Here is a 25644-nt window from a genome sequence, read left to right as displayed (position 1 = left end):
CCACGCGACGCACCCGCTGCCCGCACCCACGCCGGGCACCCCGCAACGCCGGGCCACGCGACGCACCCGCTGCCCGCACCCACGCCGGGCACCCCGCAACGCCGGGCCACGCGACGCACCCGCTGCCCGCACCCACGCCGGGCACCCCGCCGGCGCCGGGCCACGCGACCCACCCCGCCCCGCGCCCTCGACGCGTCAGGCCGTCCGCGGCAGCGCCCCGTGCCGGTCCAGGAACGCCGACACCCCCGACGCCCGCCGATGCGGCAGCAGCACCCGTGCCGTCCCCGCCAGCATCGTCCGGATCCGCGACGACTGGACCTCGCCCAGCAGATCCAGCACCCGCATTCCCGCCCCCGCCGCCTCGTCGGGCCGCCCGCCGCGCGCCAGGTCGTCGGCCAGTTCCGCCGAGTACAGCGCGAGGTTCCGGGTGAAGTGCGGGTCCTGCAGTTCGGCCGCCCGGCGTGCGTGGCCGGCCGCCCGGCGCCAGTCGCCGAGCGTGGACCAGCACTGCGCCTCCAGCCCCTCCAGCTCCGCCTCCCCGTAGAAGCTCATCCACTCGGGGTCGGCCTCCGAGGGGCCCCGCTCGAAGAGGGCCTGCGCGCGGGTCAGCGCCTGTTCGCAGCCGACGCGGTCCGCCAGCCCCGCCCAGCCGCCCGCCTCGCGCAGCGCCAGCAGGGACATCAGCCGGGGCGACCCCAGCGACCGGGCGGCACGCTGCGCGGCCTGCGCCGCCCGTACCGCCTCGCGTGGCCGGCCGGCGTCCCTGGCGAGGAACGCCGTGTTGCAGAAGGCGTGCGCCTCCAGGCCCTCGTCGCCGTTCATCCGGGCGGTGGCGAGGGCCTCGGCGTAGTGGGAGCGCGCGTCGTCGAAGCGCCCCGAGTCATGAGCCAGCCAGCCCACCGAGATCGCCAGCTCCCCGGCGCCCGAACAGAGCCGGTCCGCCGTCGCCTGCCGGGTCGCACCGGCGTCCAGCAGGGCGTACGCGGCGCGCAGCGGGGCCGCCGCACGCCGGTAGAGGCCGTCGGCGCCGTGCCGGTCGTCGAGCAGCCGGATCCGGCGGACGGCCTCTTCGAGGGCTCCCGCGTCGCTCCGCCCGGCCCGGCGCACACCGCGCGGCGCCGCCATGGCATCGGTGCCGAACCCCAGGGGCCCCAGCGAGACGGCGGCCATGGTGGCGCCGCTCGTCATGAATGCGCGACGCAGCACGTCGCTCTCCTCGTTGTTGTCGTGCGTGTCGTACGGGTTGTGCGTGTCATACGGCTCACCCGCCTCACCTGTCTCATCCGTGGAACACGGCGGCAGGTCGAGGCGCGGCGGCAGCGCGTCCCCGTCCGTGCGCGCCCGGCGTCCGCGTACGGACGAGCGGGGCGCGAACCCCAGGTCGGTGAGCGTGCGGCCGGGGAACATGTGGAGGAACACCCGCTCGTACGCGTAGTTGGGGCAGCGGATCTCGCCCGCCTCCACGCGGCCGATGTAGCGCGCGTCGCAGCTGACCCGCTCGCCGATCTCGCGCGCGGCACGGCGCACCGCCGCCGCGAACTCGGCCGGCGAGCGCTGTCCGCGCAGGCGCCGGAAGGCGAGGTTCGGCCGCGGTGGCCGGTCGGGCTGGGCGGAGGTCACCGTCGACGACGCCATGGCCGGGTCCTCTCGTGCGAACCGTCGAACCACGCCGGAAAAGGTGTGGATTGCGGGGCTTCTCCCGTTTGCCGCACTGTTTCCGGCGAGCAAGAACGTACAGGCTGTGACTGAACCGCCACGCGCTGTTTGGCTACAAAACCGGATATCTCATCCGGGATCTGCCATGAAGTGCCATCCTTTGCGGCGGACTTGTGCCGTAGCTGTTGACGTTCCGCCGCGTTGAACCCTGTGGACCGGGAGGACCCCTGCTCCCGACCCGCTCGTCCGAGGAGGAGTTCCGTGGTGGAGGCCGGGATGAATGCCGACCGGAGCAGCGACTGCGCGGGAGCCCGCGACGCGGGTGACGACGGTGGCTGTGACGTCGTCACCGTGCCGACGCGGCAGGGCCTGGAGGCCGTCGACATTCTCAGGCGGGGGACCGGTGAGGCGGTGGGCCGCGTGCTCCACGACCTCGGCTGCGGCACCCTCGGCTTCCTGGTGCCCCCGGGGACCGCCGCCGCCTGGGACGTGCCGGGCAGCACCTGCACGGAGACCGACGGCCGGGGCGTGAAGCTCGACGTCGTTCCCGAACCCCCGGTGGAGGGATCGGACTGGCTGCTGCCGCCCGGCGACGCCGACCTCGCGACCGACCCCGCCGTCCTGCGGGCCGCGCTGGGGGAGGCGGCCCGGCTGATCGAGGCCGCGGACAGCTGCCGCTGAGCACGTCGCGCGGGTGCACGCCCCCCGGCGGGCGGGGCGGCGACGGGGCCGGCGGAGGCGTTCGATAATGGTCCGATGGGAAAGTCCAGGAACGCCCGCCGCGGGCGCGCAGCCGTGGAGAACGTCGTCGAGGACGTCGACGGCGGGCTCGCCGAGCTGATACCCGACCGGGAGCGGGCGCGGGCCTGGACGCTGCTGATCGATGGTGCCCCGCAGTCGCACGTCGACCTGGACGACCCGGCGTACCTGTCGTTCGAGTACCAGCGCCGCCTCGGGCACGTCATCGACCTGGCCGCCCCGCCCGGGAAGCCCGTCCACGCCGTGCACCTCGGCGGTGGTGCCCTCACCCTCGCCCGCTACGTCGCCGCCACCCGGCCCCGCTCCACCCAGCAGGTCGTCGAGCGGGACGCCGCCCTGGTCCGACTGGTCCGGCGCGAACTGCCGCTGGATCCCGGCGCCCGCATCCGGATCCGGTCCACCGACGCCCGCGCCGGCCTCGCCAAGGTGCCCGACGGCTGGGCGGACCTGGTCGTCGCGGACGTGTTCAGCGGGGCCCGCACCCCGGCGCACCTGACGTCCACCGAGTTCCTCGACGAGGTGCGGCGCGCGCTCGCCCCGGGCGGGGTGTACGCCGCCAACCTCGCCGACGGCCCGCCGCTCACCCACCTGCGAGGCCAGATCGCCACGGCCGCCGACCGCTTCCCCGAACTCGCCCTGATCGCCGACCCGGCCGTGCTGCGCGGCAGACGCTTCGGCAACGCGATCCTCGCCGCCTGCGACCGGCCGCTGCCGATCGCCGAACTCACCCGCCGCGCCGCCTCCGACCCGCACTCCGCGCGCGTGGAGCACGGCAAGACCCTGACCGACTTCGCCGGAGGCGCCCAGCCGGTGACGGACGCGGTGGCGGTGGCCTCACCGGCACCACCGGCCTCGGTCTTCCGGTGACCCGGCGGCCGGCTCAGTAGCTGCCGATCTCCACCCGCGGCGGGCCGTCGTGCCAGGTGCAGAACACCGACACCCGGTCCGCGCCCGAGGTGAACTCCACCCGGATCCACGACTCCGTCTTCCACACCTGCATCGACCAGCCCGCACCCGGAGTCGCCGACACCAGCGACGCGGACGACGTCCCGAGGTCGAACACCGCCCGCCCCCCGTCGGTCTCGTAGCTCCGTACCCGGCCGGAGGCGGTGGGGGATCGGTCCGGGGCGGCGGGAGCGGTGGCCGGCGCGCTCCGCGAAGGCGCCGCCGGACCCGTCTCGCGGGGCGTCCGGCTCGGCGTCGCCGACGGGCCGTCCGACGGGCCGTCCGACGGGCCGCCCGACGGACTGCCCGACGGCGAAGGGCGCTGGGTGGACGACGCCGACGGCTCCGAGTCGTGTGCGCCCCGCGCGGCCGCGTCCGCCGCCGTGACGGGCAGGGCGCGGGGCGCGTCGTAGGCCGTGCCCGCCATCACCGTGTGCACGCCCCACCACGACAGCGTGACCGCCGCGCCGGTGGCGAGCAGCCAGGCGAGTACGTGTACGAGTCCTCTGCGCATCGCGGCCATCCTGCCCCACGAGCCACACGCGTGTCGCCCGGACGGGTTGTCCACAGCCCTGCCCGGAGCCCCGTCCGGAGTTGTCCACAGGCCCGCACCGGCGCCCTCCGCATGGCGTACGGTGCCGCCCATGGCACGTGTGCTCGTGGTCGAGGACGACCAGTTCGTACGCTCGGCGCTCATCCGGCATCTGACCGACGCCTCGCACCTCGTGCGCAGCGTCGGCACCGCGCTGGAGGCGCTGCGCGAGGTCGCCCATTTCCGGTTCGACGTGGTGATCCTCGACCTCGGACTGCCCGACCTCGACGGTTCCGAGGCGCTGAAGATGCTGCGCGGCATCACCGACGTCCCCGTCATCGTCGCCACCGCCCGGGACGACGAGGCGGAGGTCGTCCGGCTGCTGAACGCGGGCGCGGACGACTACCTCACCAAGCCCTTCTCGGTCGAGCACCTGTCGGCCCGCATGGCGGCCGTACTGCGCCGCGCCCGCACCGGCACCGCGGAGGCACCGCCGTCCACGGTCCTGCGCGTCGGCGGCCTGACCGTCGACCCCCTGCGCCGCCAGGCCGACTTGGACGGCGTCCGACTCGACCTGACCCGGCGCGAGTTCGACCTGCTCGCCTTCCTCGCCGGCCGCCCCGGAGTGGTCGTCCCCCGCAAGGAGCTGCTCGCCGAGGTCTGGCAGCAGTCCTACGGCGACGACCAGACCATCGACGTCCATCTGTCCTGGCTGCGCCGGAAGCTGGGCGAGACCGCCGCCCGGCCCCGCTATCTGCACACCCTGCGCGGCGTCGGCGTGAAGCTCGAGCCGCCGGTCCCGGAGCCTCCGGTCGCGCAGCCTCCGGGAGCGGAGCCGCCGCGATGAGGTGGGCCCTGGTCAAGGTGTCGCTGGCGGTCACCGCCATGGTCGTGGTCGCCTTCGCCGTCCCGCTCGGACTCGTCATCCGCGAGATGGCCCGGGACCGCGCCCTCTCGAACGCCGAGCGGGAGGCCGCCGCCGTCGCCCCCGCCCTGTCCATCACCACCGACCGGGACCAGCTGGAACGCGTCGTCGCCTCCGCGGGCTCGGACGCCGGGATGTCCGTGCACATACCGGCGACCGGCGGCAAGGACGCCGGAAGCGGCGGCGGCACCGACATCGGCCGGCAGCGGGCCACCGACGAGGACATCGCCGCCGTGCGCGAGATGGGGCGCGCCTCCACCGCGGAGGTGCCCGGCGGTTCGACGCTGCTCCAGCCGGTCGCGCTCAGCTCCGGCGAGATCGCCGTCGTCGAGGTGTACGTCCCCGAGTCCGAGGTCACCAACGGCGTCGGCACGGCCTGGGCGGTGCTCGCGGCGGTCGGCGCCGCACTGGTCGTCGGCTCGGTCGCCGTCGCCGACCGGCTGGGCGTGCGCATGGTGCGCCCGGCGCGGAAGCTGGTGGAGGGCGCGCGCGAACTGGGGGAGGGCAAGCTGGGGGCCCGCGTGCCCGAGGAGGGCCCGACCGAACTGCGGCTCGCGGCGGCCGCGTTCAACTCCATGGCCGACCAGGTCGTCCAGCTCCTCGCCAACGAACGGGAGCTGGCCGCTGACCTGTCCCACCGCCTGCGCACCCCGCTGACCGTGCTGCGGCTCAACGCGGCCTCCCTCGGTGACGGTCCGGCCGCCGAGCAGACCCGGGCGGCGGTCGAGCAGCTGGAGCGCGAGGTCGACACCATCATCCGCACCGCCCGGGACGCCAAACCGCAGACGGCCGCGGCCGGCCCCGGCGCCGGGTGCGACGCGGCCGAGGTGGTCCGCGAGCGGATGGGCTTCTGGTCCGCGCTCGCCGAGGACGAGGGGCGCAAGTGGCGGGTGGCCGGCGCCGACCGGCCGGTGCGCATACCCGTGGCCCGCGCCGACCTGGCCGCCTCCCTCGACGCCCTGCTCGGCAACGTCTTCCGGCACACCGCCGAGGGCACCGCCTTCGCGGTCGACCTGCACAACGGCGAGGACGCGGTGATCGTGCTCGTTTCGGACGCGGGCCCCGGCATACCCGACCCCGAGGCGGCGATGGCCCGCGGCCGGGGCTCGGGCACCGACGGGTCGACCGGGCTCGGCCTGGACATCGTGCGCCGGCTCGCCGAGTCGACGGGCGGAGACGTACGCATCGGCTCGTCCGTGCTGGGCGGGACCGAGGTGCGGATCTGGATCCAGCTGGACGGGCGGACGGCACCGGCGCGGAGCGGGCACCGGGGCACCGTGCGACGCCGCCGGCAGCCCCGCCGGAGCTCCCCCTTCACCCGGTCCCGAACCCTGCCTTGAGCGCACCCCGAGGGCACGGGCCGCGGCGCCCCCCGTCAGACGCCGCGCCCCGTGCCCGGCCGCTCGCCCCGCCGGGCGGGTCTACTCGGCCGGGTCCAGCGGCGGGAGAGTTCCCGTGCGGGCCGCCCGCGCGTACCACAGGGCGCTGGCCTTGGGGATGCGCTCCTGGGAGGCGTAGTCGACGTAGACCGCGCCGAACCGCTTCTCGTAGCCGTAGGCCCACTCGAAGTTGTCCATCAGGGACCACAGGTAGTACCCGCGTACGTCCGCGCCGTCGGCGATGGCCCGGCGGACCGCCCGGAGGTGGCCGTCCAGGTAGGCGACCCGCTCCGGGTCGTGGACCGTGCCGTCAGCGGCGGGCTTGTCGTCGTAGGCGGCACCGTTCTCGCTGATGTACAGCGGCAGGCCGGGGGCCTCCCGGTGGTAGCGCATGATCAGCTCGTGCAGTCCGGTCGGGTCGACCGTCCAGCCCATCGCGGTGCGTTCGCCCGGCGGCTGGTGGAACGCCACGTCGTCCGCGGCCGGCCAGGGCGAGTGGTCGCTCACGCCGTGTCCGTCGGCGCGGGGGGCGCGGGAGTCCGCGTCGGCCGCCGACACCACGGTGGGCGTGTAGTAGTTGAGGCAGAACGCGTCCAGCGGCTGGCGGATCAGCCCGAGGTCGCCGTCCTGGACGTGCGACCAGTCGGTGACCCCGGCCGTCGCCTCGAGCAGCGTCTCCGGGTAGGCGCCGTGCAGGACCGGGCCGTGGAAGATCCCGCCGGACAGGTCGTCGATCCTCTGCGCCACCGCCAGGTCCGCGGGCTGCTGCGACAGCGGGCGGACGACCGAGGTGTTGAGGCTGATCGCCACCGAGTTGCGGGCCGGCATCACCGAACGCAGGGCCACCGCGCCCAGGCCGTGCGCCAGGTTCAGGTGGTGCGCGGCGCGCAGCGCGGCCACCGGGTCCGTACGTCCGGGCGCGTGCACCCCGGAGGCGTACCCCAGGAAGGCCGAGCACCAGGGCTCGTTGAGCGTGATCCACTGCTCCACGCGGTCGCCGAGCGCCTCGCCGACGATCTGCGCGTACTCGGCGAACCGGTACGCCGTGTCCCGTACCGGCCAGCCGCCCGCGTCCTCCAGCTCCTGCGGCAGGTCCCAGTGGTAGAGGGTGACGGCCGGCTTGATCCCGGCGGCCAGCAGCTCGTCGACCAGCCTGCGGTAGAAGTCCAGGCCGCGCTGGACGGCGGGGCCGCGGCCGGTGGGCTGCACCCGCGGCCAGGAGACGGAGAAGCGGTAGGCGCCCAGACCCAGTTCCGCCATCAGCGCCACGTCGTCGCGGTAGCGGTGGTAGTGGTCGACAGCGATGTCACCGGTGTCGCCACCGGCCGTCTTCCCCGGCGTATGGCTGAAGGTGTCCCAGATCGAGGGGGTGCGGCCGTCCTCCCGCACCGCGCCCTCGATCTGGTACGCCGAGGTCGCTGCGCCCCAGAGGAAGGCAGGAGGGAAGGAGACGTGTGTCGGTTCTGGCATGGAATCGCTCCCACGGGGTCGGGGCCCCCATTATGCATGGGAGCGCTCCCACAGCGAAACCCCCACCACCCGGCCGACTTCAGCGGGACGGGGGCCGCACGGTACCGGTCCGCGTCCGTACCCGGGGCCACCCCCAGCACGGGACCGCATCCGGCGCGGGGCGCACCTGTACCGGGCTGCACCCGCACCGGGCCGGGACCGTTCCCGGGTCACACTCGCACCGGGTCGGAACCTCCACGGGGCGCTCCCATACCGGGTCCCACCGCACCGGGCCGGGATCGTTGCCCGGTCACACTCGCACCGGGTCGGAACGTCTACGGGGCGCACCTGCACCGGGCCGCACCTGTACCGGGCCGGAACCGTTCCCGGGTCACACTCGCACCGGGCCGGGACCGTCCCTCCGGCCGCCCCCCGGGCAGGGCACCGAGCCGGGACCCCCCGGGCAGGGCACCGAGCCGGGACCCCCCCCGGGCAGGGCACCGAGCCGGGACCCCCCCCGGGCAGGGCACCGAGCCGGGACCGCCCCCTCCGGGCAGGGCACCGAGCCGGGCCCCCCCCGGGCAGGGCACCGAGCCGGGACCGCCCCCCCGGGCAGGGCACCGAGCCGGGACCGCCCCCCCCGGGGCAGGGCACCGAGCCGGGACCGCCCCCCGGGGCAGGCCCCCCAGCCGGGGCCGACTCCAACCGGGACCGTCCCCGGCCGGACCCCTCGGCCGTCCTCCCCCGGAGGGAATCGCTCAGGCCGACTCCCGCACGACGAGCCGCGTCGGCAGTACCACTCCCCGGTGTCCGGCGCCGCGGTCGGCGATCTCGTCCAGCAGCAGCCCCGCCATGGTGCGGCCCATCTCCTCCAGCGGCTGCCGGACGCTGGTCAGCGGCGGATCGACGTGCCGGGCCACGATGGAGTCGTCGAAGCCGATGACGGCCACGTCACCGGGCACCCGCCGACCCGCCGCGCGCAGCTCCAGCACGGCGCCCGAGGCCATCACGTCCGAGGCGGCGAAGACCGCGTCCAGGTCGGGGCGGCGCTCCAGCAGTTCCCGCATGGCCGCGCGTCCGCCCTCCTCGGTGAAGTCGCCGTTCGCGACCAGTTCCTCGGTGACGGCGCGACCGGCGTTGCGCAGGGCCTCGCGGTAACCGTCGAGCCGTTCCCGCGCCGCCTCCATGTCCAGCGGTCCGGTGATGGTGCCCACGGTCCGGCGGCCGCTCGCCAGCAGGTGCCGGACCGCGCTCCCGGCGCCGCCGCGGTTGTCCGCGCGGACGTGTCCCACCGGCTCCCGATCACCCCGCCGGCCGGCCAGCACGGTCGGGATGGCGAGCGCCTCCAGCTGGTCGGGCAGCGTGTCGTCGCTGTGCACCGCCACCATCAGCACCCCGTCCACGCGCTGCCCGGACAGGTACGGGGCGAGCCGGGCGTACTCCTTCTCGTCGTGGACCATGACCAGCAGCATGCGCATCCCGGCGTCCGCGAGCCCGGCGCTGACGCCCCGGATGATCTCCGAGAAGTACGGCTCGGAGAACAGCCGGGTCTGCGCGTCGGGGACCACCAGGGCCACGGAGTCGGTGCGCCGGGTGACCAGGGAACGGGCGGCCGGGTTGGGGACGTAGCCGAGTTCGGCGATCGCCCGCTCCACGGCCGCGCGGGAGCGGTCGCTGACCTTCGGGGAGCCGTTGATGACCCGGGAGACCGTGCCGCGGCCCACGCCGGCGCGCGCGGCCACCGCGTTCAGGGTCGGGCGCCGGACGTCCGCGGCGGCGGGCGGCTGTTCGGCAGGGCTCATCGTTCACCTTCCGGCGTTCGGTGGGGGACCGGCTTCATTCTCGCCCAGAAAGCGCGGACCCCGCCCGCACGACCCCCTCCGCGGGGCCTGGCGACTCCCAACTCGCCTGTGACCTGCGGGAATTCGGCATGGAGGCCACGGAAAACCGGCGGTCGGCGCCCAGCGGTGCGACACATTCCCGTGACGCGCGGAACACGCTTGCGCAACAACGCCGTTTTCAAGTCTTGACACCTGGGCCCGGCAGCAACGAGTCTTCGGGGCAAGCCGCGTGGGAGCGGTCCCACGGAGTTCCGGGGCCGGCTTCCGTACGGAACGAAGCACCATCGGCCCTTCCCTCCACCTCGCATGGCACACCGTTGACCAGCATCTTCGCACCGCTTGCCGCGTTGCTCTGGGCTGGCCGCTGCTCGAACCGAGAGGGCAGGTCCGGACCGTCGAACCCGGCGGTCTGATTCCTGAGGTCCCCGTTCCCACTGGAACAAGGAGTAGTGGAATGCGCATCACCCGAACCGGCGGCGTCCGTGGCCGCAGAGCAGCGGCCCTGACCACGTCGGTCCTGACGGCCTCGGCCCTGCTGCTGACCGCCTGCAGCAGCGACAGTGACTCGGACGCCTCGGAATCCGACGGGAAGATCGTCCTCAAGGTGGCCGACTACGGGCAGTTCGGCTACAAGGAAGCCGGCCTGTTCGAGAAGTACCAGCAGCTTCACCCGAACATCGAGGTGAAGGAAGAGACCACCGCCAACGAGCAGGACTACTACCCGAAGCTCCTTCAGCAGCTGAACTCGGGCAGTGGCCTGGGTGACGTCGTCGGCGTCGAAGTCGCCCGCATCAAGGAGGTCGTGGACACCCAGGCGGACAAGTTCACCGACCTCAAGGGCAGCATCGACACCGGCCAGTGGGTCGACTGGAAGGCCAAGCAGGCCACCAGCAAGGACGGTCAGGTCATCGGCGCCGGTACCGACATCGGCCCGATGTCGCTCTGCTACCGCAGGGACCTCTTCGAGAAGGCGGGCCTGCCGACCGACCGCGAGGAGGTCGCCAAGGCGGTCGCGGGCGGCTGGGAGGACTACATCCAGCTGGGTGAGCAGTACAAGGAGAAGGCGCCCGACGGCACCTACTTCATGGACTCCGCCAGCGCCATGTTCAACGGTGTCGTCAGCTCCTCCGAGAGCCAGTACTACGACGCCGACGGCAAGGCGATATACAAGGACAGCCCCTCGGTGCAGAAGGGCTGGGACCTCGCGGCCGAGGCCGCGGAGAAGAAGTTGAGCCAGGGTCTGCCGCAGTTCCAGGACCCGTGGAAGGCGGCGCTGCGCAAGGGCTCCGTGGCCACCGTCGTGTGCCCGGCCTGGATGTCCCTGCAGATCGAGAACTACTCCGGCAACGACTTCGCCGGCAAGTGGGACATCACGCGGGCGCCCGGCGCGACCGCGGCCAACTGGGGCGGTTCCTTCCTGACCGTGCCCAAGAGCGGCAAGCACGTCAAGGAGGCCACCGAGCTGGTCAAGTGGCTGACCGCGCCCGAGCAGCAGGCCGCCGTGTTCAAGGCCGTCGGTGTCTTCCCGTCCAACCAGGGCGCCTACGCGCTCGACGACGTGAAGAACGCGAAGCTCGAGTACTTCAACAACGCCCCCGTCGGCCAGATCTACGCCGAGGAGGCCAAGTCCATCCCGGTGGCCGTGCTCGGCCCGAAGGACGGCGTGATCAAGGACACGATCTCCACGCAGATCAACAACATGGAGCAGCGGGGCACCAAGCCCGACAAGGCCTGGGACGCGGCGGTCGAGACGATCGACAAGGCCATCGGCTGACCCGCGCCGGTGCGGGCGGACCAACCAGCCGCCCCGCACCGCTCGCACCGTGCGCACGGCGGGGGCCGTGGTGGTACGACGGCCCCCGCCCGCAGGCGCGGGTGGCGTCAGCAGCAGACCCGGCCGTCCGCGGCGGGTCTGCTGCGCGGCGTCGGGTCCGGCACCCGGGGCCGTGGGTGACGCACTGACCCGCCGGCGTCCGTCCGCCCGTCCGCCCGTGCGGACGGCGCGGCACGGCCGCGCCCCGCGGCACCGGCACCCCGCGGCGCCGCGCCGCACGACCCGCCCCCGGACACCCCCCCGGCCCGCTGCCCCGCCCCCACCTCGATCCCTCCGACCGGCACCAGCACCCGCCGCCCAGGCCGCCGCCCGGCGTCCGCCGCCCGGGCGGGCGCCCGCCACCGGTGATCCGGCACCACGCGCCGGGTCCGCGCCACCACCGGCCGCCCACACGCACCGCCGGCCGTCGTGCGGGCCGCCCGGCACCGTGCCGAACCGCGCGGGGAGGGACCGGCGGGCGCCCGGCCCGCCGCCCGACCTCCCGCCCCTACCCGGCCCGACCTCCCAGGCCCGACCTCCCAGGGAAGGACTCCCTCCGTGGCAACGACAACCCCCACCCGGGGTGCCAAGACTCCGCTCACCGGCGGCTCCGGCGCCGCGTCCCGAGGACGCAGCCCGTGGCGTTCGCGACTGTGGCGTCTCGACGACAAGGTGTCGCCGTACGCGTACATCGCCCCCTTCTTCCTCATCTTCGGCGCCTTCGGGCTCTACCCGCTCCTCTACACCGGCTGGATCGCCCTGCACCGGGTGGAGATGACGAGCCTCGACCAGTCCGAGTGGGTCGGCTTCGAGAACTTCGCCAAGATCCTCCAGGACTCCGAGTTCTGGACCGCCGTCTCCAACACCTTCATCATCGGCGTCATCTCGACCGTCCCGCAGCTGCTGGTCGCCCTGGGCCTGGCCCACCTGCTCAACTACAAGCTGCGCGCCAGCACCTTCTGGCGGACGATCATCCTCACGCCGTACGCCACCTCGGTGGCCACCGCGGCCCTCGTCTTCGCCCTGGTGTTCCGGGCCGACGGGGGACTCCTCAACTGGGTGCTGGGCTTCTTCGGCGCGGGCGACATCGACTGGGGCAACGGCCACTGGACGTCGAAGATCGCCATCTCGATCATCGTGATCTGGCGCTGGACCGGCTACAACGCCCTGATCTACCTGGCGGCCATGCAGGCCGTGCCGACCGACCTGTACGAGGCGGCGTCGATCGACGGCGCGTCGCGCTGGCAGCAGTTCCGCAAGGTGACCATCCCCGCGCTGCGGCCGACGATCCTGTTCACCATCGTCATCTCGACGATCGGCTCCATGCAGCTCTTCGGTGAGCCGCTGCTGCTGCAGGGCGGCACGCTCGGCGCCGTCGGCGGCAGCGAGCACCAGTACGAGACGCTCAGCATCTACCTCTTCAACTACGGCTGGAAGCTCCAGCACCTCGGCCCGGCCGCCGCCGTGGCCTGGGCCATGCTCGTCCTGCTGCTGCTCATCGCCCTGATCAACTGGATCGTCAGCCGGTTCGTGCGCAAGAGCGCGGCCTGACGGGAGCGACAACGATGACCACGACAAGTACTCCCTACAAGACCGCCCCGGACCCCGCCCCGGTGGCCGAGGTCCTCGGCTCGGGCGGCGGCAAGGGCCGCCGCCTGCGGATCGGCGCCGGCCAGCAGCTCAAGGGCGGCCCCTTCACCTACCTCGCGCTGGCCGTCGTCGGCCTGGGATCCCTCTTCCCGCTGTACTGGACGCTGGTGGCCGCCTCGCACGACCAGCAGCGGGTCCTCGACACCCCGCCGCCGTTCCTGCCCGGCGGCAGGCTGTTCAGCAACCTCGAAGCGGCCTGGGAACAGGCCAACCTCGGCAAGGCCATCGTCAACAGCGCCATCGTGGCCGGCTCCATCACCGCGGCCACGCTGTTCTTCTGCACGCTGGCCGGCTACGCCTTCGCCAAGATGCGCTTCCGCGGCCGGAACGTGCTGATGACCGCGGTCATCGCCACCCTCACCATCCCGCCGCAGCTCAGCGTCGTGCCGCTGTTCATGATGATGTCGGACATCGGCTGGAGCGGAGAGCTGGAGTCGGTGATCTTCCCGACCCTGGTCGGCGCCTTCGGTGTCTTCTTCATGCGCCAGTACCTCATCGAGGCCCTGCCGTACGAACTCATCGAGGCGGCCAAGGTGGACGGGGCGAACAACCTCCGCATCGTGTGGAACGTCGTCCTGCCCGCCGCCCGGCCCGCGATGATGGTGCTCGGCATGCTCACCTTCGTCCAGGCGTGGAACGACTTCTTCTGGCCCTTCCTCGCGCTGAACCAGGAGAACCCCACCATCCAGGTCGCGCTCGGTCAGCTCAGCGCCTCCTACACCCCCGACCAGAGCATCGTCATGGCCGGAGCGCTGATCAGCACCCTGCCGCTGCTGGTCGTCTTCGTCGTCTTCGGCAAGCAGATCGTCGGAGGCATCATGGCGGGCGCAGTCAAGGGCTGACCCCCGTTCGCCCCCTGCGCCGCCCGGCAGGGCCCGGCCCGCACCCGGGCCCTGCCGGACCCCGGGCCCCGGGCGCCCACCCCCGCGCCCACCCCGCCTTCCCCGCACCACCGGGCCGCACCGCCCGGCACCTCCTCACGCCATTTGGGAGCGCTCTCACCATGACCGCCGTACGACCCGAGACCCTCGCCCAGCCGGCCACCGCCACCTCCTTCCCGACGGGCTTCGTCTGGGGCGCCGCCACCGCCGCCTACCAGGTGGAGGGCGCCGCCGCCGAGGACGGCCGCACGCCCTCCATCTGGGACACCTTCAGCCACACCCCCGGCAAGGTCCGCAACGGCGACACCGGTGACATCGCCGCCGACCACTACCACCGCTACCGCGACGACGTGGCGCTGATGAAGGACCTCGGTCTGAAGGCGTACCGCTTCTCCGTCTCCTGGTCCCGGGTCCAGCCCACCGGCCGCGGTCCGGCCGTCGAACGCGGCCTGGACTTCTACCGCCGCCTCACCGACGAGCTCCTCGAGGCCGGCATCACCCCCGTGGCGACCCTCTACCACTGGGACCTGCCCCAGGAGCTGGAGGACGCCGGCGGCTGGCCGCAGCGCGACACCGCCGACCGTTTCGCCGAGTACGCCGCCATCATGGCCCGCGCCCTCGGCGACCGCGTCGGCGTGTGGACCACCCTCAACGAACCGTGGTGCAGCGCCTTCCTGGGCTACGGATCCGGCGTGCACGCCCCGGGCCGCACGGACCCGGCCGCGACCCTGCGCGCCGCCCACCACCTCAACCTGGCCCACGGCAAGGCGGTCGGCGTGCTGCGCGCGGCCCTGCCGTCGACGGCCCAGACCTCCATCACCCTCAACCTGCACCAGGTGCGCCCCCTGACCGACGCCCCCGAGGACGCGGAGGCGGCCCGCCGCATCGACGCGGTCGGCAACCGGATCTTCACCGGTCCCCTCCTCGACGGCGCCTACCCCGAGGACCTGATCGCCGACACCGCGCACCTCGTCGACTGGAACGAGCTGGTGAAGGACGGCGACCTGGCGGAGATCTCCCGCCCGGTCGACGTGCTCGGCGTCAACTACTACTCGCCGACCGTGGTCTCCCTGCCCGCCGACGGCGCGGCCACCACGAAGAACGACGGCCACGGCGCGAGCGACCACTCGCCGTGGACCGGCTCCGAGGACGTCGCCTTCCACCTCGCCAACGACGACGTCACCGCGATGAACTGGGCCATCGACGCGAACGGGCTGCACACCCTCCTCACCGGCCTGGCGAAGTCCCACCCCGGCCTGCCGCTGATGGTCACCGAGAACGGCGCCGCCTTCGACGACTACGTCTCGCCCGAGGGCCGGGTGAACGACCCGCAGCGCATCGCCTACCTCCGTTCCCACCTCGACGCCGTGCACCGGGCCGTCGCCGACGGCGCGGACGTCCGCGGCTACTTCCTGTGGTCCCTGCTGGACAACTTCGAGTGGTCCTACGGCTACTCGAAGCGCTTCGGCGCCGTCTACGTCGACTACGCCTCCCAGCGCCGCATCCCCAAGGCGAGTGCCCACTGGTACGCCGACGTGATCCGGCGCAACGCGCTGCCCGCCGCCGGCGAACTCGGCTGAGCCCGCGCCGCACGTCAGCCGCGAGGGCGCGACCGGTCCCCCCGGTCGCGCCCTCGCGGCTCTCCCACCGCACGGAGGGGGGAATTCCGCCCGCCGCGAGGCACGATGGGGGCGGGGAGTCACGGGCCGGGGCTGTTAGATTCCTGGCCGGACAGCAGCGAGGGAAGGGCGACGACCATGGCGGTCAACGGTGGGCGGAGCCGGGGCGTCAGACGCCCGACCCTCGAGGAGGTGGCCGCCCGGGCCGGCGTCGGCCGCGGCACGGTCTCCCGGGTCATCAACGGCTCGCCCCGGGTGAGCGACGCGACCCGGGCGGCCGTCGAGGCGGCCGTCGCGGAGCTCGGCTACGTCCCGAACACCGCCGCCCGCGCGCTCGCGGCCAACCGCACCGACGCGATCGCCCTGGTCGTCCCGGAGCCCGAGACCCGGTTCTTCGCCGAGCCCTACTTCTCGGACATGCTGCGCGGCGTCGGCGCGGAGATCACCGACACCGAGATGCAGCTGCTGCTGATCTTCGCGGGCAGTGACCGGGAGCGGCGGCGGCTCGCCCAGTACCTGGCCGCGCACCGGGTGGACGGCGTCCTGCTGGTCTCGGTACACGCCGACGACCCGCTGCCCGACATGCTGACCCAGCTGGAGATCCCCGCCGTGATCAGCGGCCCGCGCTCCGCGGCGGAGACGCTGGCGTCCGTGGACTCGGACAACTACGGCGGCGCCCGCTCGGCCGTCGAGCACCTGATGTCCCGGGGCCGCGGCCGCATAGCCCACATCACCGGCCACCTCGACGTCTACGGCGCCCAGCGGCGCGTGGACGGCTACCGCGACGCCCTGCGCGACGGCGGACTCGGCGACGCGGACGAGCTGATCGAGCCGGGCGACTTCACCGAGGAGGGGGGCCGGCGCGCGATGACGGAGCTGCTGCGCCGCTGCCCCGACCTGGACGCGGTCTTCGCCGCCTCGGACGTGACGGCGGCCGGTGCCCGCCAGGCGCTGCGCGAGGCCGGGCGGCGCATCCCGGACGACGTGGCGCTGGTCGGCTACGACGACTCGGCCATCGCCCGCCACCTCGACCCGCCGCTGACCAGCGTCCGGCAGCCCATCGAGGAGATGGGCCGCGCGATGATCGACCTGCTGCTGACCGAGATCGCGGACCGCCGTCCGGCGGGGACGCGGGGAGGGCAGGGAGGGCAGCGGCACCAGGTGGTGCTGGCGACGGAGCTGGTGGAACGCGCCTCGTCGTGAGTGCGGCGGCGCGGGCCCGCCCGCGCCGCCGCACTCAACGCAATCAGCCGGTGACCTTCTTCCGAAGGTCACCGGCTGATGACTCAGGGTGAGTGACGGGACTTGAACCCGCGGCATCCTGGACCACAACCAGGTGCTCTACCAGCTGAGCTACACCCACCATGGCCGGCAGTCGGAACCTCTTGCGGGGTTCCCCGACCGGCTGAGAAAAAGTGTACAGGGTCCGAAGGGGTGCTCGCGCCCGCCTTTCGCGGCGCCCCTACCGGGCGGTCACGACGTGCTTCGCGGCGATCGCCTTGGCGGTGTCGGAGTCGGGGCCGGGCTGCGGGACGAAGACGGCCTCACGGTAGTAGCGCAGCTCGGCGATGGACTCGCGGATGTCGGCGAGGGCGCGGTGGTTGCCGTTCTTCTCGGGACTGTTGAAGTACGCCCGCGGGTACCAGCGCCGGGCCAGCTCCTTGATCGAGGAGACGTCCACGATCCGGTAGTGGAGGTAGTCCTCCAGCGTCGGCATGTCCCGCAGCAGGAAGCCCCGGTCGGTGCCGACCGAGTTGCCGCACAGGGGTGCCTTACCGGGTTCCTTCACGTGCTCCCGTACGTACGCCATGACCTGCGCCTCGGCGTCCGCGAGCGTCGTGCCGCCGTCGAGCTCGGCGAGCAGGCCGGACGCGGTGTGCATCTCGCGCACCACCTGCGGCATCGTCTCCAGGGCCCGCTCCGGCGGACGGATGACGATGTCGACACCCTCGCCGAGCACGTTCAGCTCGGAGTCGGTGACGAGGGCGGCAACCTCGATGAGCGCGTCGTCGGACAGCGAGAGGCCGGTCATCTCGCAGTCGATCCACACCATGCGATCGTTCATGGGGCCACCCTACGGCGGGCGTCCGCCGGATGGGCCCCCGGTGTCGGTGTGGGCCTCGCTGGGGGCTGCCGCCCCCAGGCCCCCGCTTCGGCCTGGACGGCCTCGTCCTCAAACGCCGGACGGGCTGAGTGGGTCTGCCCGCCCGGCGCGGGGGAGGGCCGGACTCTGTTGCGGGGGAGAGCCGGACCCGGCACGGGGAGCCGAGTCCGGCATGGGGAGCCGAGTCCGGGCGTGGAGGACGGCGCCCCGGCATGGGGGAGGGCCGGACCCGGGCCTGGAGGACGGCGCCCCGGCATGGGGGAGAGTCAGACCCGGGCGTGGAGCAGGGCCGGACCCCCGCGTCAGGAGAGAGCCGGACCCCGGTGTGCGGGAGGGCCGGACGGCGCGGAAGCGCCGGGCGGGCTGTGGGCCCGGCCGGCGCTCCCGGAGGTCACGTCACGGTGCGCTGCGTTGGCCCGGCAGGCTGGCCGCGGCGGCCGGGACCGGGGTGCGGCGGGTCTGGAACGGGAGCTGGCTCTCCGCCGGGACGGGGGACGGCTGCGGGCCGCCCTCGTGCGGGGCGGGGGGCCGGGACGCTCCCGCCGTGCCGCCCTCCGCGTCCACCGGCCGGTCGCCCTGCGGGCGGCGGGCCCGGTAGGCGGCCCGGTAGGCGGCCGGGGACGAGCCGAGCTGGCGGCGGAAGTGGCCGCGCAGCGCCACCGGCGACCGGAAGCCGCAGCGGCCCGCGACCTCGTCCACCGAGTAGTCGGACGTCTCCAGCAGCCGCTGCGCCTGCAGCACCCGCTGCGTGATCAGCCACTGCAGCGGCGCGCTGCCGGTCAGCGAGCGGAACCGGCGGTCGAAGGTGCGCCGGCTCATGTACGCGCGGGCCGCCAGCGTCTCCACGTCGAACTGCTCGTGGAGGTGCTCCAGCGCCCAGGCGACGACCTCGGCCAGCGGGTCGGCGCCGATCTCCTCCGGTAAAGACCTGTCGAGGTAGCGCTCCTGACCGCCGCTGCGGCGCGGCGGGACCACCAGGCGGCGGGCCAGCGCGCCGGCCGCCTCGTTGCCGTGGTCCGTGCGCACGATGTGCAGGCACAGGTCGATGCCCGCCGCCGTGCCCGCCGACGTCAGGACGTCGCCGTCGTCCACGAACAGCTCGCGCGGGTCGACGTGCACCGACGGATAGCGCTTGGCCAGCGTCGGCGCGTACATCCAGTGGGTGGTGGCCGGACGGCCGTCGAGCAGGCCGGCCGCCGCCAGGACGAAGGCACCGGTGCACAGCCCGACGATGCGGGCGCCCTCCTCGTGCGCCCGGCGCAGGGCGTCGAGCGCCTCCTCCGGCGGCGGCGAGGTGATCGACCGCCAGGCCGGCACGACGACCGTGCCGGCCCGCGAGATCGCCTCGAGGCCCTGTGGCGCGGTGAGTTCGAGGCCCCCTGTGGTCCGCAGCGGGCCGTCCTCGCCGGCGCACACCAGGAGTCGGTAGCGCGGCACGCCGGCGTCCTGGCGGTCGATCCCGAACACCGACAGCGGTATGGAACTCTCGAAGATGGGACCGCCGCTGAACAGCAGCACCGCGACGATCTCCTTGCGGCGTCGCCCGGAGAGCTTCCGGGCCGCGGCGTCCGGCGCGGCAGTGGAGTCGTGGCTCATCCCGCTAAGCCCCCCTCGGTGGTCGCGGCGCCCTCAACCTTTCGGGTCTGTCGCTCCAACACGTTTCCCCTCGGTCCTGCACGAGTCCCCCGCCGTAGACAGTCAAGATCGAATCTACTGCGTCCCGTCGTACCGAGGTGGCCGGTTCGGCACTTGGGACATTGTCGACATGGCAACTTGGCGTGAAGCAGTCGATCACGAAGCGTCGCACTCCGGGGCGCCGCAGGGAAGTGCGCCTCGTGGCAGTGGCCAATCCACATAGGGTGCGCGGGGCCTCCGAGACCCTGTCCGTGCAGGTGGAACGGGGGTTGGGGGGCGATTCGGGCAGGGGAAGCGACCCCCCTGGAAGTTGGCTGAAAAGAAGCGGGCGCGTGCGCGGAAACCGGTCAACCGACCGGTGTGTTTTCCCCGGTGCGGCGACCGCCCCCGCGTCCGCCCCGTCCGCCCCGTCCGCCCCGGCGGTGCCCCCCGGCCCGGGGCGCGGCGCCCCGGTGGTTCCCGGCGCCCTCCCGGGTCTCCCCGGACTCCCCGGCCCCCTCGCGCACCAGGGCCGCGCCGCGCTCCGAGCGGCGCAGCAGCAGGCGGCAGGCGCCGGTGAGGGCGGCCAGTCCCACGGCGGTACCGGTCGCGCCGGCGAGGGAGGTGCCGTACCAGAGGAGCACGACCGGGACGAGGACGCAGCTGAAGACGGCCCAGCGGACCAGATCGGTGACACCGTCCCGCCCGGGCGCCGCCGGTCCGGGGGTGCCGGACGGCGGCTCGGCGGGCTGGTGCGGTCCGGACATGCGGGCTCCCTGGGGCTGGCTCATGGAGATCAACGTCCGTCCGGTCCGTCGGTCACGAGGGGGCCCCGGCCGGGTGCACGGGCAGTTGAATCCCGTGCAAACCGCCTGTACAGCGCAGCAACCATTGCGTTACGGGCGCCCCCTCGGGCATGCTCCGGGGAACCCGCGGCGGACCCGTCGCGGGATCTGGGCGAAGGAGGCGTGCCGCCGTACCCTTGGGGGTATGGGGTTGGGAAGACCGTTCCCGGACACAGCTCCGCCGCACACTGTTGCCCCCCATAGAGGATACAAACGCCGAGACAGCCATGGCCGGTCACGAATTCTTCGAACCCGCGGACCGCAAGCGGCCCGTCGCCGAACCTACGGCGGCCGAGCCCCTGGCGGCCGGAGAGCCACGCCAGTCGTGCGACCCAGCCTTCAAGCACGGCGTCGTCGTCGGCTTCGACGGCTCCACCTCCAGCGAGCGCGCTCTCGCGTACGCCATCGGCATGGCGTGCCGGCTCGGCTCCGGCCTGGTCATCGTGCACGTCGCCAACCGGCTGCCGACCACGGTGTGGGCCGGCTGCGAACCTCCCGTCTTCGTCGACGTGCCGGACCACCGCACCGAGGTGCTGGGCCTGGAGCTGGCGTGCGCGGACTACCTCACCGAGGTGCCCTGGATCCTCGTCGAGCGCGGCGGCGACATCTGCCACGAACTCGAGGAGGTGGGGCGGGAGTACGAGGCGGACGCGATCGTCGTCGGCTCCAGTCACGGCCTCGTGGGCCGGCTCTTCGGCTCCGTCGCGGGACGCCTCGCCAAGCGGGCGCAGCGGCCCGTGGTGGTCATTCCCTGACGGTCCGGCGGACCCGGGAGACACGCGGACGGCCCCGCACGCGCACGTGCGGGGCCGTCCGGCCGTCGGACCGGTGTACTACTCCACCGTGACGGACTTGGCGAGGTTGCGCGGCTTGTCGATGTCCCGGCCGAGGGCCAGCGCCGTGTGGTAGGCGAGGAGCTGGAGCGGGATGCCCATGAGGATCGGGTCGAGCTCGTCCTCGTTCTTCGGGACCACGATCGTGTGGTCCGCCTTCTCCTGCTCCTGGTGGGCGACGGCGAGGATCTGGCCGCTGCGGGCCTTGATCTCCTCCATGGCCGCGCGGTTCTTCTCCAGCAGGTCGTCGTCCGGCACGATCGCGACCGTCGGCAGGGCCGGTTCGATCAGGGCCAGCGGGCCGTGCTTCAGCTCGGAGGCCGGGTAGGCCTCGGCGTGGATGTAGGAGACCTCCTTGAGCTTCAGGGAGGCCTCGCGGGCGACCGGGTAGCCCCGGACGCGGCCGATGAAGAGCATCGAGCGGGCGTCGGCGTACTGCGCCGCCAGCTTCTTGATCTCCTCCTCCTGCTCCAGCATCTCGGAGATCTGCGCGGGCAGCTTGCGCAGGCCCTCGATGATCCGCTTGCCGTCGCGCACGGACAGGTCGCGGGTGCGGCCCAGGTGCAGGGCGAGCAGCGCGAAGGCGACGCAGGTGTTGGTGAAGCACTTGGTGGACACGACGCACACCTCGGGCCCGGCGTGCACGTACATGCCGCCGTCGGCCTCGCGGGCGATCGCCGAGCCGACCACGTTGACGATGCCGAGGACGCGGGCGCCCTTGCGCTTCAGCTCCTGCACGGCGGCCAGCACGTCGTACGTCTCACCGGACTGGGAGACGGCGATGTACAGGGTGTCGGGGTCGACGACCGCGTTGCGGTAACGGAACTCGGAGGCGGGCTCGGCGTCGGCGGGGATGCGGGCCAGCTCCTCGATCATCTGGGCGCCGATCTGGCCCGCGTGGTACGAGGTGCCGCAGCCGAGGATCTTCACGCGGCGCACGGCGCGCGCGTCGCGGGCGTCCAGGTTGAGGCCGCCGAGGTGCACGGTGGAGAAGCGGTCGTCGATCCGGCCGCGCAGCACGCGGTCCACGGCCTCGGCCTGCTCGTGGATCTCCTTGTGCATGTAGGTGTCGTGGCCGCCCATGTCGTAGGAGGCGGCCTCCCACTCCACGGTGGTGGGCTCGGACGTGGTGCGGGTGCCCTCGGTGGTGTAGGTGCGGAAGTCGTCGGCCTTGAGGGTGGCCATCTCGCCGTCGTCGAGGGTGACTATCTGCCGGGTGTGGGCGACCAGCGCGGCGATGTCGGAGGCGACGAACATCTCCTTCTCGCCGATGCCGAGGACGACCGGCGAGCCGTTGCGGGCGACGACGATGCGCTCGGGGAAGTCGGCGTGCATCACGGCGATGCCGTAGGTGCCCTCGATGACGCGGAGGGTCTCGCGGACCTTGTCCTCCAGCTTCTCCGCCTCGGAACGGGCGATGAGGTGGACGAGGACCTCGGTGTCGGTCTCGGAGAGGAACTCGACGCCGTCGGCCTCCAGCTTGCGGCGCAGGTCGGCGGCGTTGTCGATGATGCCGTTGTGCACGACGGCGACCTTGTTGTCGGCCGACATGTGCGGGTGGGCGTTCACGTCGGAGGGGGCGCCGTGGGTGGCCCAGCGGGTGTGGGCGATACCCGTGGTGCCCTTGAAGCGCGCCGGGACCTTGGCCTCCAGGTCGCGGACCCGGCCCTTGGCCTTGACCATCTTCAGGCCGGCCGTCTTCGGGGACGTGACGACGATGCCCGCCGAGTCGTAGCCGCGGTACTCCAGGCGCTGGAGGCCCTCGAGCAGCAGGGGCGCGACGTCACGCTTGCCGATGTATCCGACGATTCCGCACATATACCGTATTCCTCGCAGGTCTCGTGTCCCACGGCCTCTCAGCCGTAGACGATGCGGCGCAGCTGGCGGAGCGTCAGCTCCGGTGGTGCCACCGCGCGGTACTTCAGTTCCGCCGCGATCCGTTCGAAGATCGTCGCGTTCACCAGGCCCTGGGCCTGGAGCTCGCGGTGGCGGCGACGGACGTACTCCTCGGTCGTCTCGTCGAAGTAGGCGAGCACGTCCTGGATCACGCGCAGTGCCTCGCCCCGGTTGAGGGGGGTGGACCGCGTCAGATGATCAACGAGTTCGTCGTGCACCCGGTAGATCCTGGGGGACGGCCGACGCTTTCGCAAGAATCTTGCCCGATTTCGGGCAGGCTCCTTACATTCGCCGGAGAATCGCCTGCTTGGCGAGGGTGAACTCCTCGTCCGTCAGCACCCCGGAGCGGTGCAGCTCGCCCAGCTCCCGCAACCGCCGCAGCAGCGCGTCGTGGTCGTCCTCGGGAGCGGGAGCGGGAGCGGGAGCGGGTGCGGGAGCCCCGGCGGGCTCGGCCGGGCGCGCCTCCTCCAGGGCCGGCGCTCCCGCCGGGTGCGGGAGCCGGGCCTGGACGGCGGCGGCCACCAGGGCCATCAGCGGGTCCTTCTTGAAGCCCCACAACTCGACCGAATTCGGGTCGTACTTGGGCGGCACCTTGATCGGCGCCGCCCGCACGGTGAAGCGGAGGTGACCGTTCTCCAGGCCCATCGACGGCTGCCACTCCACGGCGGTGATGTCCGCGAGCGGCAGGGTGCGCGGCCCGCCGGCGGACTTCGCGTCCTCCGCCTGCCACTTCCACTCCAGCCGCACCCGCTCGCCGTCGAAACTCGCCGTGCCGTCCCCGGCGGACACCGAGAGCGGCACGGAGGGCCCCGCCAGCAGGTAGGCGTCCACCGGGTCGGACGGGACCTGCTCCAGCAGCAGGGCGTTGCGCACCTCGTCGGCCAGGTACTCGGCGACGCCGTACCGGTCGGAGTCCACGATCAGCTGGTACGGGTCGTGCGGCTCGGTCAGCCGGCCGCCGGTCGCGTGCAGCAGCGGGTCGGCACCGTCCCGCAGCCGCAGCCTGAGCCGCCCGGACTTCTTGCCCTGCTCGAACGATATGCCCGCCAACGCCCGCAGCGGGACGGTCAGTTCACCCAGCTCCCGGCGGAGCAGACCGACGTTCTTGTCACGTCCGGGCGTCAGCCGCAGGGTGTCGCCGTCGAAGACCCACGTTCCGTCCTTCTGGATGATTTCCGCCATGCGGAGATTGTTCCATCGCTTCTGTGCGGGGCGGTTGTACGGGAGAGTGGTCTATACCCATCGTGAAGGGAGAGCACGTGAGACGGCACCAACGGCACCGCGGAACGACTCCCCGCATCACCCGGCTGCTCGGGTCGCTGCTGCTCGTGGCGGCGGCAGGAGCCTTCACCGTCGGGGCGTCCCCGGCCCCGGAGGCGGCCCCGGTCCCCCTGGACCGGGTGATCCCCGCCCCGTCCTCGGCCGACCCCGGCGGATCCCCGTACCGCATCACCCGCGGCACCCACATCCGCGTCGACGACTCCCGCGAGGCGCGCCGCGTCGGTGACTACCTCGCGGACGTCCTGCGCCCCTCCACCGGCTATCGCCTGCCCGTCACCTCCCACGGCGACGGCGGCATCCGGCTGCGCCTGGCGAAGGGCCCCTACGGCGACGAGGGCTACCGCCTCGACAGCGGCCGGTCCGGCGTCACCGTCACCGCCGCGAAGCCCGCCGGCCTCTTCCACGGCGTCCAGACCCTGCGCCAACTGCTCCCCGCGGCCGTCGAGGAGAGGACGGCGCAGCCCGGCCCCTGGCTGGTCGCGGGCGGCACCGTCGAGGACACCCCGCGCTACGGCTGGCGCGGCGCCATGCTGGACGTCTCCCGGCACTTCTTCACCGTCGACGAGGTCAAGGGCTACATCGACCGGCTCGCCCTCTACAAGATCAACAAGCTGCACCTGCACCTCAGCGACGACCAGGGCTGGCGCATCGCCGTCGACTCCTGGCCGCGCCTGGCCGCCTACGGCGGCTCCACCGAGGTCGGCGGCGGCCCCGGCGGGTACTACACGAAGGACGACTACAAGGAGATCGTGCGGTACGCGGCCTCCCGGTACCTGGAGGTCGTCCCCGAGATCGACATGCCGGGCCACACCAACGCGGCCCTCGCCTCCTACGCCGAGCTGAACTGCGACGGCGTGGCGCCCCCGCTGTACACCGGCACCAGCGTCGGCTTCAGCTCACTGTGCGTCGACAAGGACATCACGTACGACTTCGTGGACGACGTGGTGCGCGAGCTGGCCGCGCTCACCCCGGGCCGCTACCTCCACATCGGCGGCGACGAGGCGCACTCCACGCCGCACGAGGACTACGTGAGGTTCATGGACCGGGTGCAGCCGATCGTCGCGAAGTACGGCAAGACGGTGGTCGGCTGGCACCAGCTGACCGGCGCCGCCCCGGCCGAGGGGGCGCTCGCCCAGTACTGGGGCCTGGACGGCACCAGCGCCGCCGAGAAGGCCCAGGTCGCCGAGGCCGCGCGGAACGGCACCGGACTGATCGTCTCGCCGGCCGACCGGACCTACCTCGACATGAAGTACACCAAGGACACCAAGCTGGGGCTGTCCTGGGCCGGTTACGTCGAGGTGCAGCGGTCCTACGACTGGGACCCGGGCGCCTATCTGCCGGGCGTGCCGGCCTCCGCGGTCCGCGGGGTCGAGGCGCCGCTGTGGGCGGAGACCCTGTCCGAGCCGGACCAGCTCGAGTACATGGCCTTCCCGAGGCTGCCGGGCGTCGCCGAGCTGGGCTGGTCCCCGGCGGCGACGCACGACTGGGACACCTACAAGGTGCGGCTGGCCGCGCAGGCGCCGCGCTGGGAGGCGCTGGGGATCGACTACTACCGGTCGCCCCAGGTGCCCTGGACGCCCTGACCCGGCGGCACGCGACGGGCGCCCCGGAGGACCGTCTCC

The 25644-nt window shown here is 73.2% G+C and carries 21 protein-coding genes and 1 tRNA gene; 11 read left to right on the top strand and 11 right to left on the bottom strand.

Annotated elements, in window-relative coordinates; genetic code table 11:
- Positions 1-195: 195 nt before the first annotated feature.
- Positions 196-1635, bottom strand: coding sequence for a hypothetical protein (locus ACGF3H_RS04820; protein ID WP_362500550.1), 1440 nt, complete (start codon positions 1633-1635; stop codon positions 196-198).
- Between the two features lie 297 nt (positions 1636-1932).
- Between ACGF3H_RS04820 and ACGF3H_RS04815 the strand changes: the two genes are divergently transcribed.
- Positions 1933-2337: a hypothetical protein gene (locus ACGF3H_RS04815; RefSeq protein ID WP_362500551.1), complete on the top strand. Its 405-nt coding sequence runs from the start codon at positions 1933-1935 to the stop codon at positions 2335-2337.
- Between the two features lie 75 nt (positions 2338-2412).
- The gene (locus ACGF3H_RS04810; RefSeq protein WP_362500552.1) at positions 2413-3282 is read left to right on the top strand and encodes a fused MFS/spermidine synthase; all 870 of its coding nucleotides are present in this window, start codon (positions 2413-2415) and stop codon (positions 3280-3282) included.
- Between the two features lie 13 nt (positions 3283-3295).
- On the opposite strand, the gene ACGF3H_RS04805 is transcribed toward ACGF3H_RS04810, so the two are convergent.
- A complete protein-coding gene (locus tag ACGF3H_RS04805; protein WP_362500553.1) occupies positions 3296-3874 on the bottom strand; it encodes a hypothetical protein in 579 nt (192 codons plus the stop codon).
- A 130-nt stretch (positions 3875-4004) separates the two neighbouring features.
- Between ACGF3H_RS04805 and ACGF3H_RS04800 the strand changes: the two genes are divergently transcribed.
- Together ACGF3H_RS04800 and ACGF3H_RS04795 are read left to right on the top strand one after the other, a co-directional pair.
- Entirely contained in the window at positions 4005-4739 is a 735-nt protein-coding gene (locus ACGF3H_RS04800) for a response regulator transcription factor (protein WP_362500554.1), read from the top strand.
- Positions 4736-6157: a HAMP domain-containing sensor histidine kinase gene (locus ACGF3H_RS04795; RefSeq protein WP_362500555.1), complete on the top strand. Its 1422-nt coding sequence runs from the start codon at positions 4736-4738 to the stop codon at positions 6155-6157. The genes ACGF3H_RS04800 and ACGF3H_RS04795 overlap by 4 nt, the downstream gene beginning before the upstream one ends.
- Positions 6158-6238: 81 nt before the next feature.
- Here ACGF3H_RS04795 and ACGF3H_RS04790 read toward each other — a convergent pair whose 3' ends face one another.
- Positions 6239-7666 (bottom strand): GH1 family beta-glucosidase, encoded by a 1428-nt coding sequence (locus tag ACGF3H_RS04790; RefSeq protein WP_362500556.1) that lies wholly within the window; start codon positions 7664-7666, stop codon positions 6239-6241.
- 737 nt (positions 7667-8403) lie between these two features.
- Positions 8404-9447 carry a LacI family DNA-binding transcriptional regulator gene (locus ACGF3H_RS04785; protein ID WP_362500557.1) on the bottom strand — a complete coding sequence of 348 codons (1044 nt, stop codon included), beginning with the start codon at positions 9445-9447 and terminating at the stop codon, positions 8404-8406.
- A gap of 493 nt (positions 9448-9940) precedes the next feature.
- Between ACGF3H_RS04785 and ACGF3H_RS04780 the strand changes: the two genes are divergently transcribed.
- The 5 genes from ACGF3H_RS04780 (at position 9941) to ACGF3H_RS04760 (ending at position 16652) form a co-directional block, all read left to right on the top strand.
- Complete coding sequence (locus ACGF3H_RS04780) at positions 9941-11260, top strand: ABC transporter substrate-binding protein (RefSeq protein WP_362500558.1); 1320 nt, start codon at positions 9941-9943, stop codon at positions 11258-11260.
- 597 nt (positions 11261-11857) lie between these two features.
- A complete protein-coding gene (locus ACGF3H_RS04775; RefSeq protein WP_239766461.1) occupies positions 11858-12850 on the top strand; it encodes a carbohydrate ABC transporter permease in 993 nt (330 codons plus the stop codon).
- 14 nt (positions 12851-12864) lie between these two features.
- Positions 12865-13791, top strand: coding sequence for a carbohydrate ABC transporter permease (locus ACGF3H_RS04770; protein WP_362500559.1), 927 nt, complete (start codon positions 12865-12867; stop codon positions 13789-13791).
- Positions 13792-13952: 161 nt separating this feature from the next.
- Positions 13953-15410 carry a GH1 family beta-glucosidase gene (locus ACGF3H_RS04765; RefSeq protein ID WP_362500560.1) on the top strand — a complete coding sequence of 486 codons (1458 nt, stop codon included), beginning with the start codon at positions 13953-13955 and terminating at the stop codon, positions 15408-15410.
- Between the two features lie 177 nt (positions 15411-15587).
- Entirely contained in the window at positions 15588-16652 is a 1065-nt protein-coding gene (locus ACGF3H_RS04760) for a LacI family DNA-binding transcriptional regulator (protein WP_362500561.1), read from the top strand.
- 87 nt (positions 16653-16739) lie between these two features.
- Here the strand turns inward: ACGF3H_RS04760 and ACGF3H_RS04755 are convergent.
- The 4 genes from ACGF3H_RS04755 to ACGF3H_RS04740 all read right to left on the bottom strand — a co-directional run bounded on the left by ACGF3H_RS04755 (position 16740) and on the right by ACGF3H_RS04740 (position 19934).
- A tRNA-His gene (locus tag ACGF3H_RS04755) sits at positions 16740-16812 on the bottom strand.
- A 99-nt stretch (positions 16813-16911) separates the two neighbouring features.
- Positions 16912-17514, bottom strand: a complete 603-nt coding sequence (orn, locus tag ACGF3H_RS04750; protein ID WP_362491804.1) for an oligoribonuclease — start codon at positions 17512-17514, stop codon at positions 16912-16914.
- Positions 17515-17949: 435 nt separating this feature from the next.
- Entirely contained in the window at positions 17950-19149 is a 1200-nt protein-coding gene (locus tag ACGF3H_RS04745; RefSeq protein WP_362491807.1) for a helix-turn-helix domain-containing protein, read from the bottom strand.
- A gap of 386 nt (positions 19150-19535) precedes the next feature.
- Positions 19536-19934 carry a hypothetical protein gene (locus ACGF3H_RS04740; protein ID WP_362491810.1) on the bottom strand — a complete coding sequence of 133 codons (399 nt, stop codon included), beginning with the start codon at positions 19932-19934 and terminating at the stop codon, positions 19536-19538.
- Positions 19935-20239: 305 nt separating this feature from the next.
- Here ACGF3H_RS04740 and ACGF3H_RS04735 point away from each other — a divergent pair, with 305 nt between their 5' ends.
- Positions 20240-20767 (top strand): universal stress protein, encoded by a 528-nt coding sequence (locus ACGF3H_RS04735; RefSeq protein WP_362491813.1) that lies wholly within the window; start codon positions 20240-20242, stop codon positions 20765-20767.
- A 78-nt stretch (positions 20768-20845) separates the two neighbouring features.
- Here the strand turns inward: ACGF3H_RS04735 and glmS are convergent, their stop codons facing one another.
- The 3 genes from glmS to ACGF3H_RS04720 all read right to left on the bottom strand — a co-directional run bounded on the left by glmS (position 20846) and on the right by ACGF3H_RS04720 (position 23923).
- On the bottom strand, positions 20846-22663 hold the full coding sequence (gene glmS / locus ACGF3H_RS04730) for a glutamine--fructose-6-phosphate transaminase (isomerizing) (RefSeq protein ID WP_362491816.1): 1818 nt from the start codon (positions 22661-22663) through the stop codon (positions 20846-20848).
- Between the two features lie 38 nt (positions 22664-22701).
- Positions 22702-22959: a hypothetical protein gene (locus ACGF3H_RS04725; protein ID WP_351136572.1), complete on the bottom strand. Its 258-nt coding sequence runs from the start codon at positions 22957-22959 to the stop codon at positions 22702-22704.
- A gap of 64 nt (positions 22960-23023) precedes the next feature.
- Entirely contained in the window at positions 23024-23923 is a 900-nt protein-coding gene (locus tag ACGF3H_RS04720; RefSeq protein ID WP_362491820.1) for a DUF4429 domain-containing protein, read from the bottom strand.
- A gap of 77 nt (positions 23924-24000) precedes the next feature.
- On the opposite strand from ACGF3H_RS04720, the gene ACGF3H_RS04715 reads away from it, so the two are divergent.
- Positions 24001-25605, top strand: coding sequence for a beta-N-acetylhexosaminidase (locus tag ACGF3H_RS04715; protein WP_362491823.1), 1605 nt, complete (start codon positions 24001-24003; stop codon positions 25603-25605).
- Positions 25606-25644: the final 39 nt, after the last annotated feature.

Origin of the sequence: Streptomyces sp. NPDC048185 (assembly GCF_043202495.1) — a bacterium.
In the GTDB taxonomy this organism is placed as follows: domain Bacteria; phylum Actinomycetota; class Actinomycetes; order Streptomycetales; family Streptomycetaceae; genus Streptomyces.
This window is presented reverse-complemented; position numbering and strand designations above follow the sequence as displayed.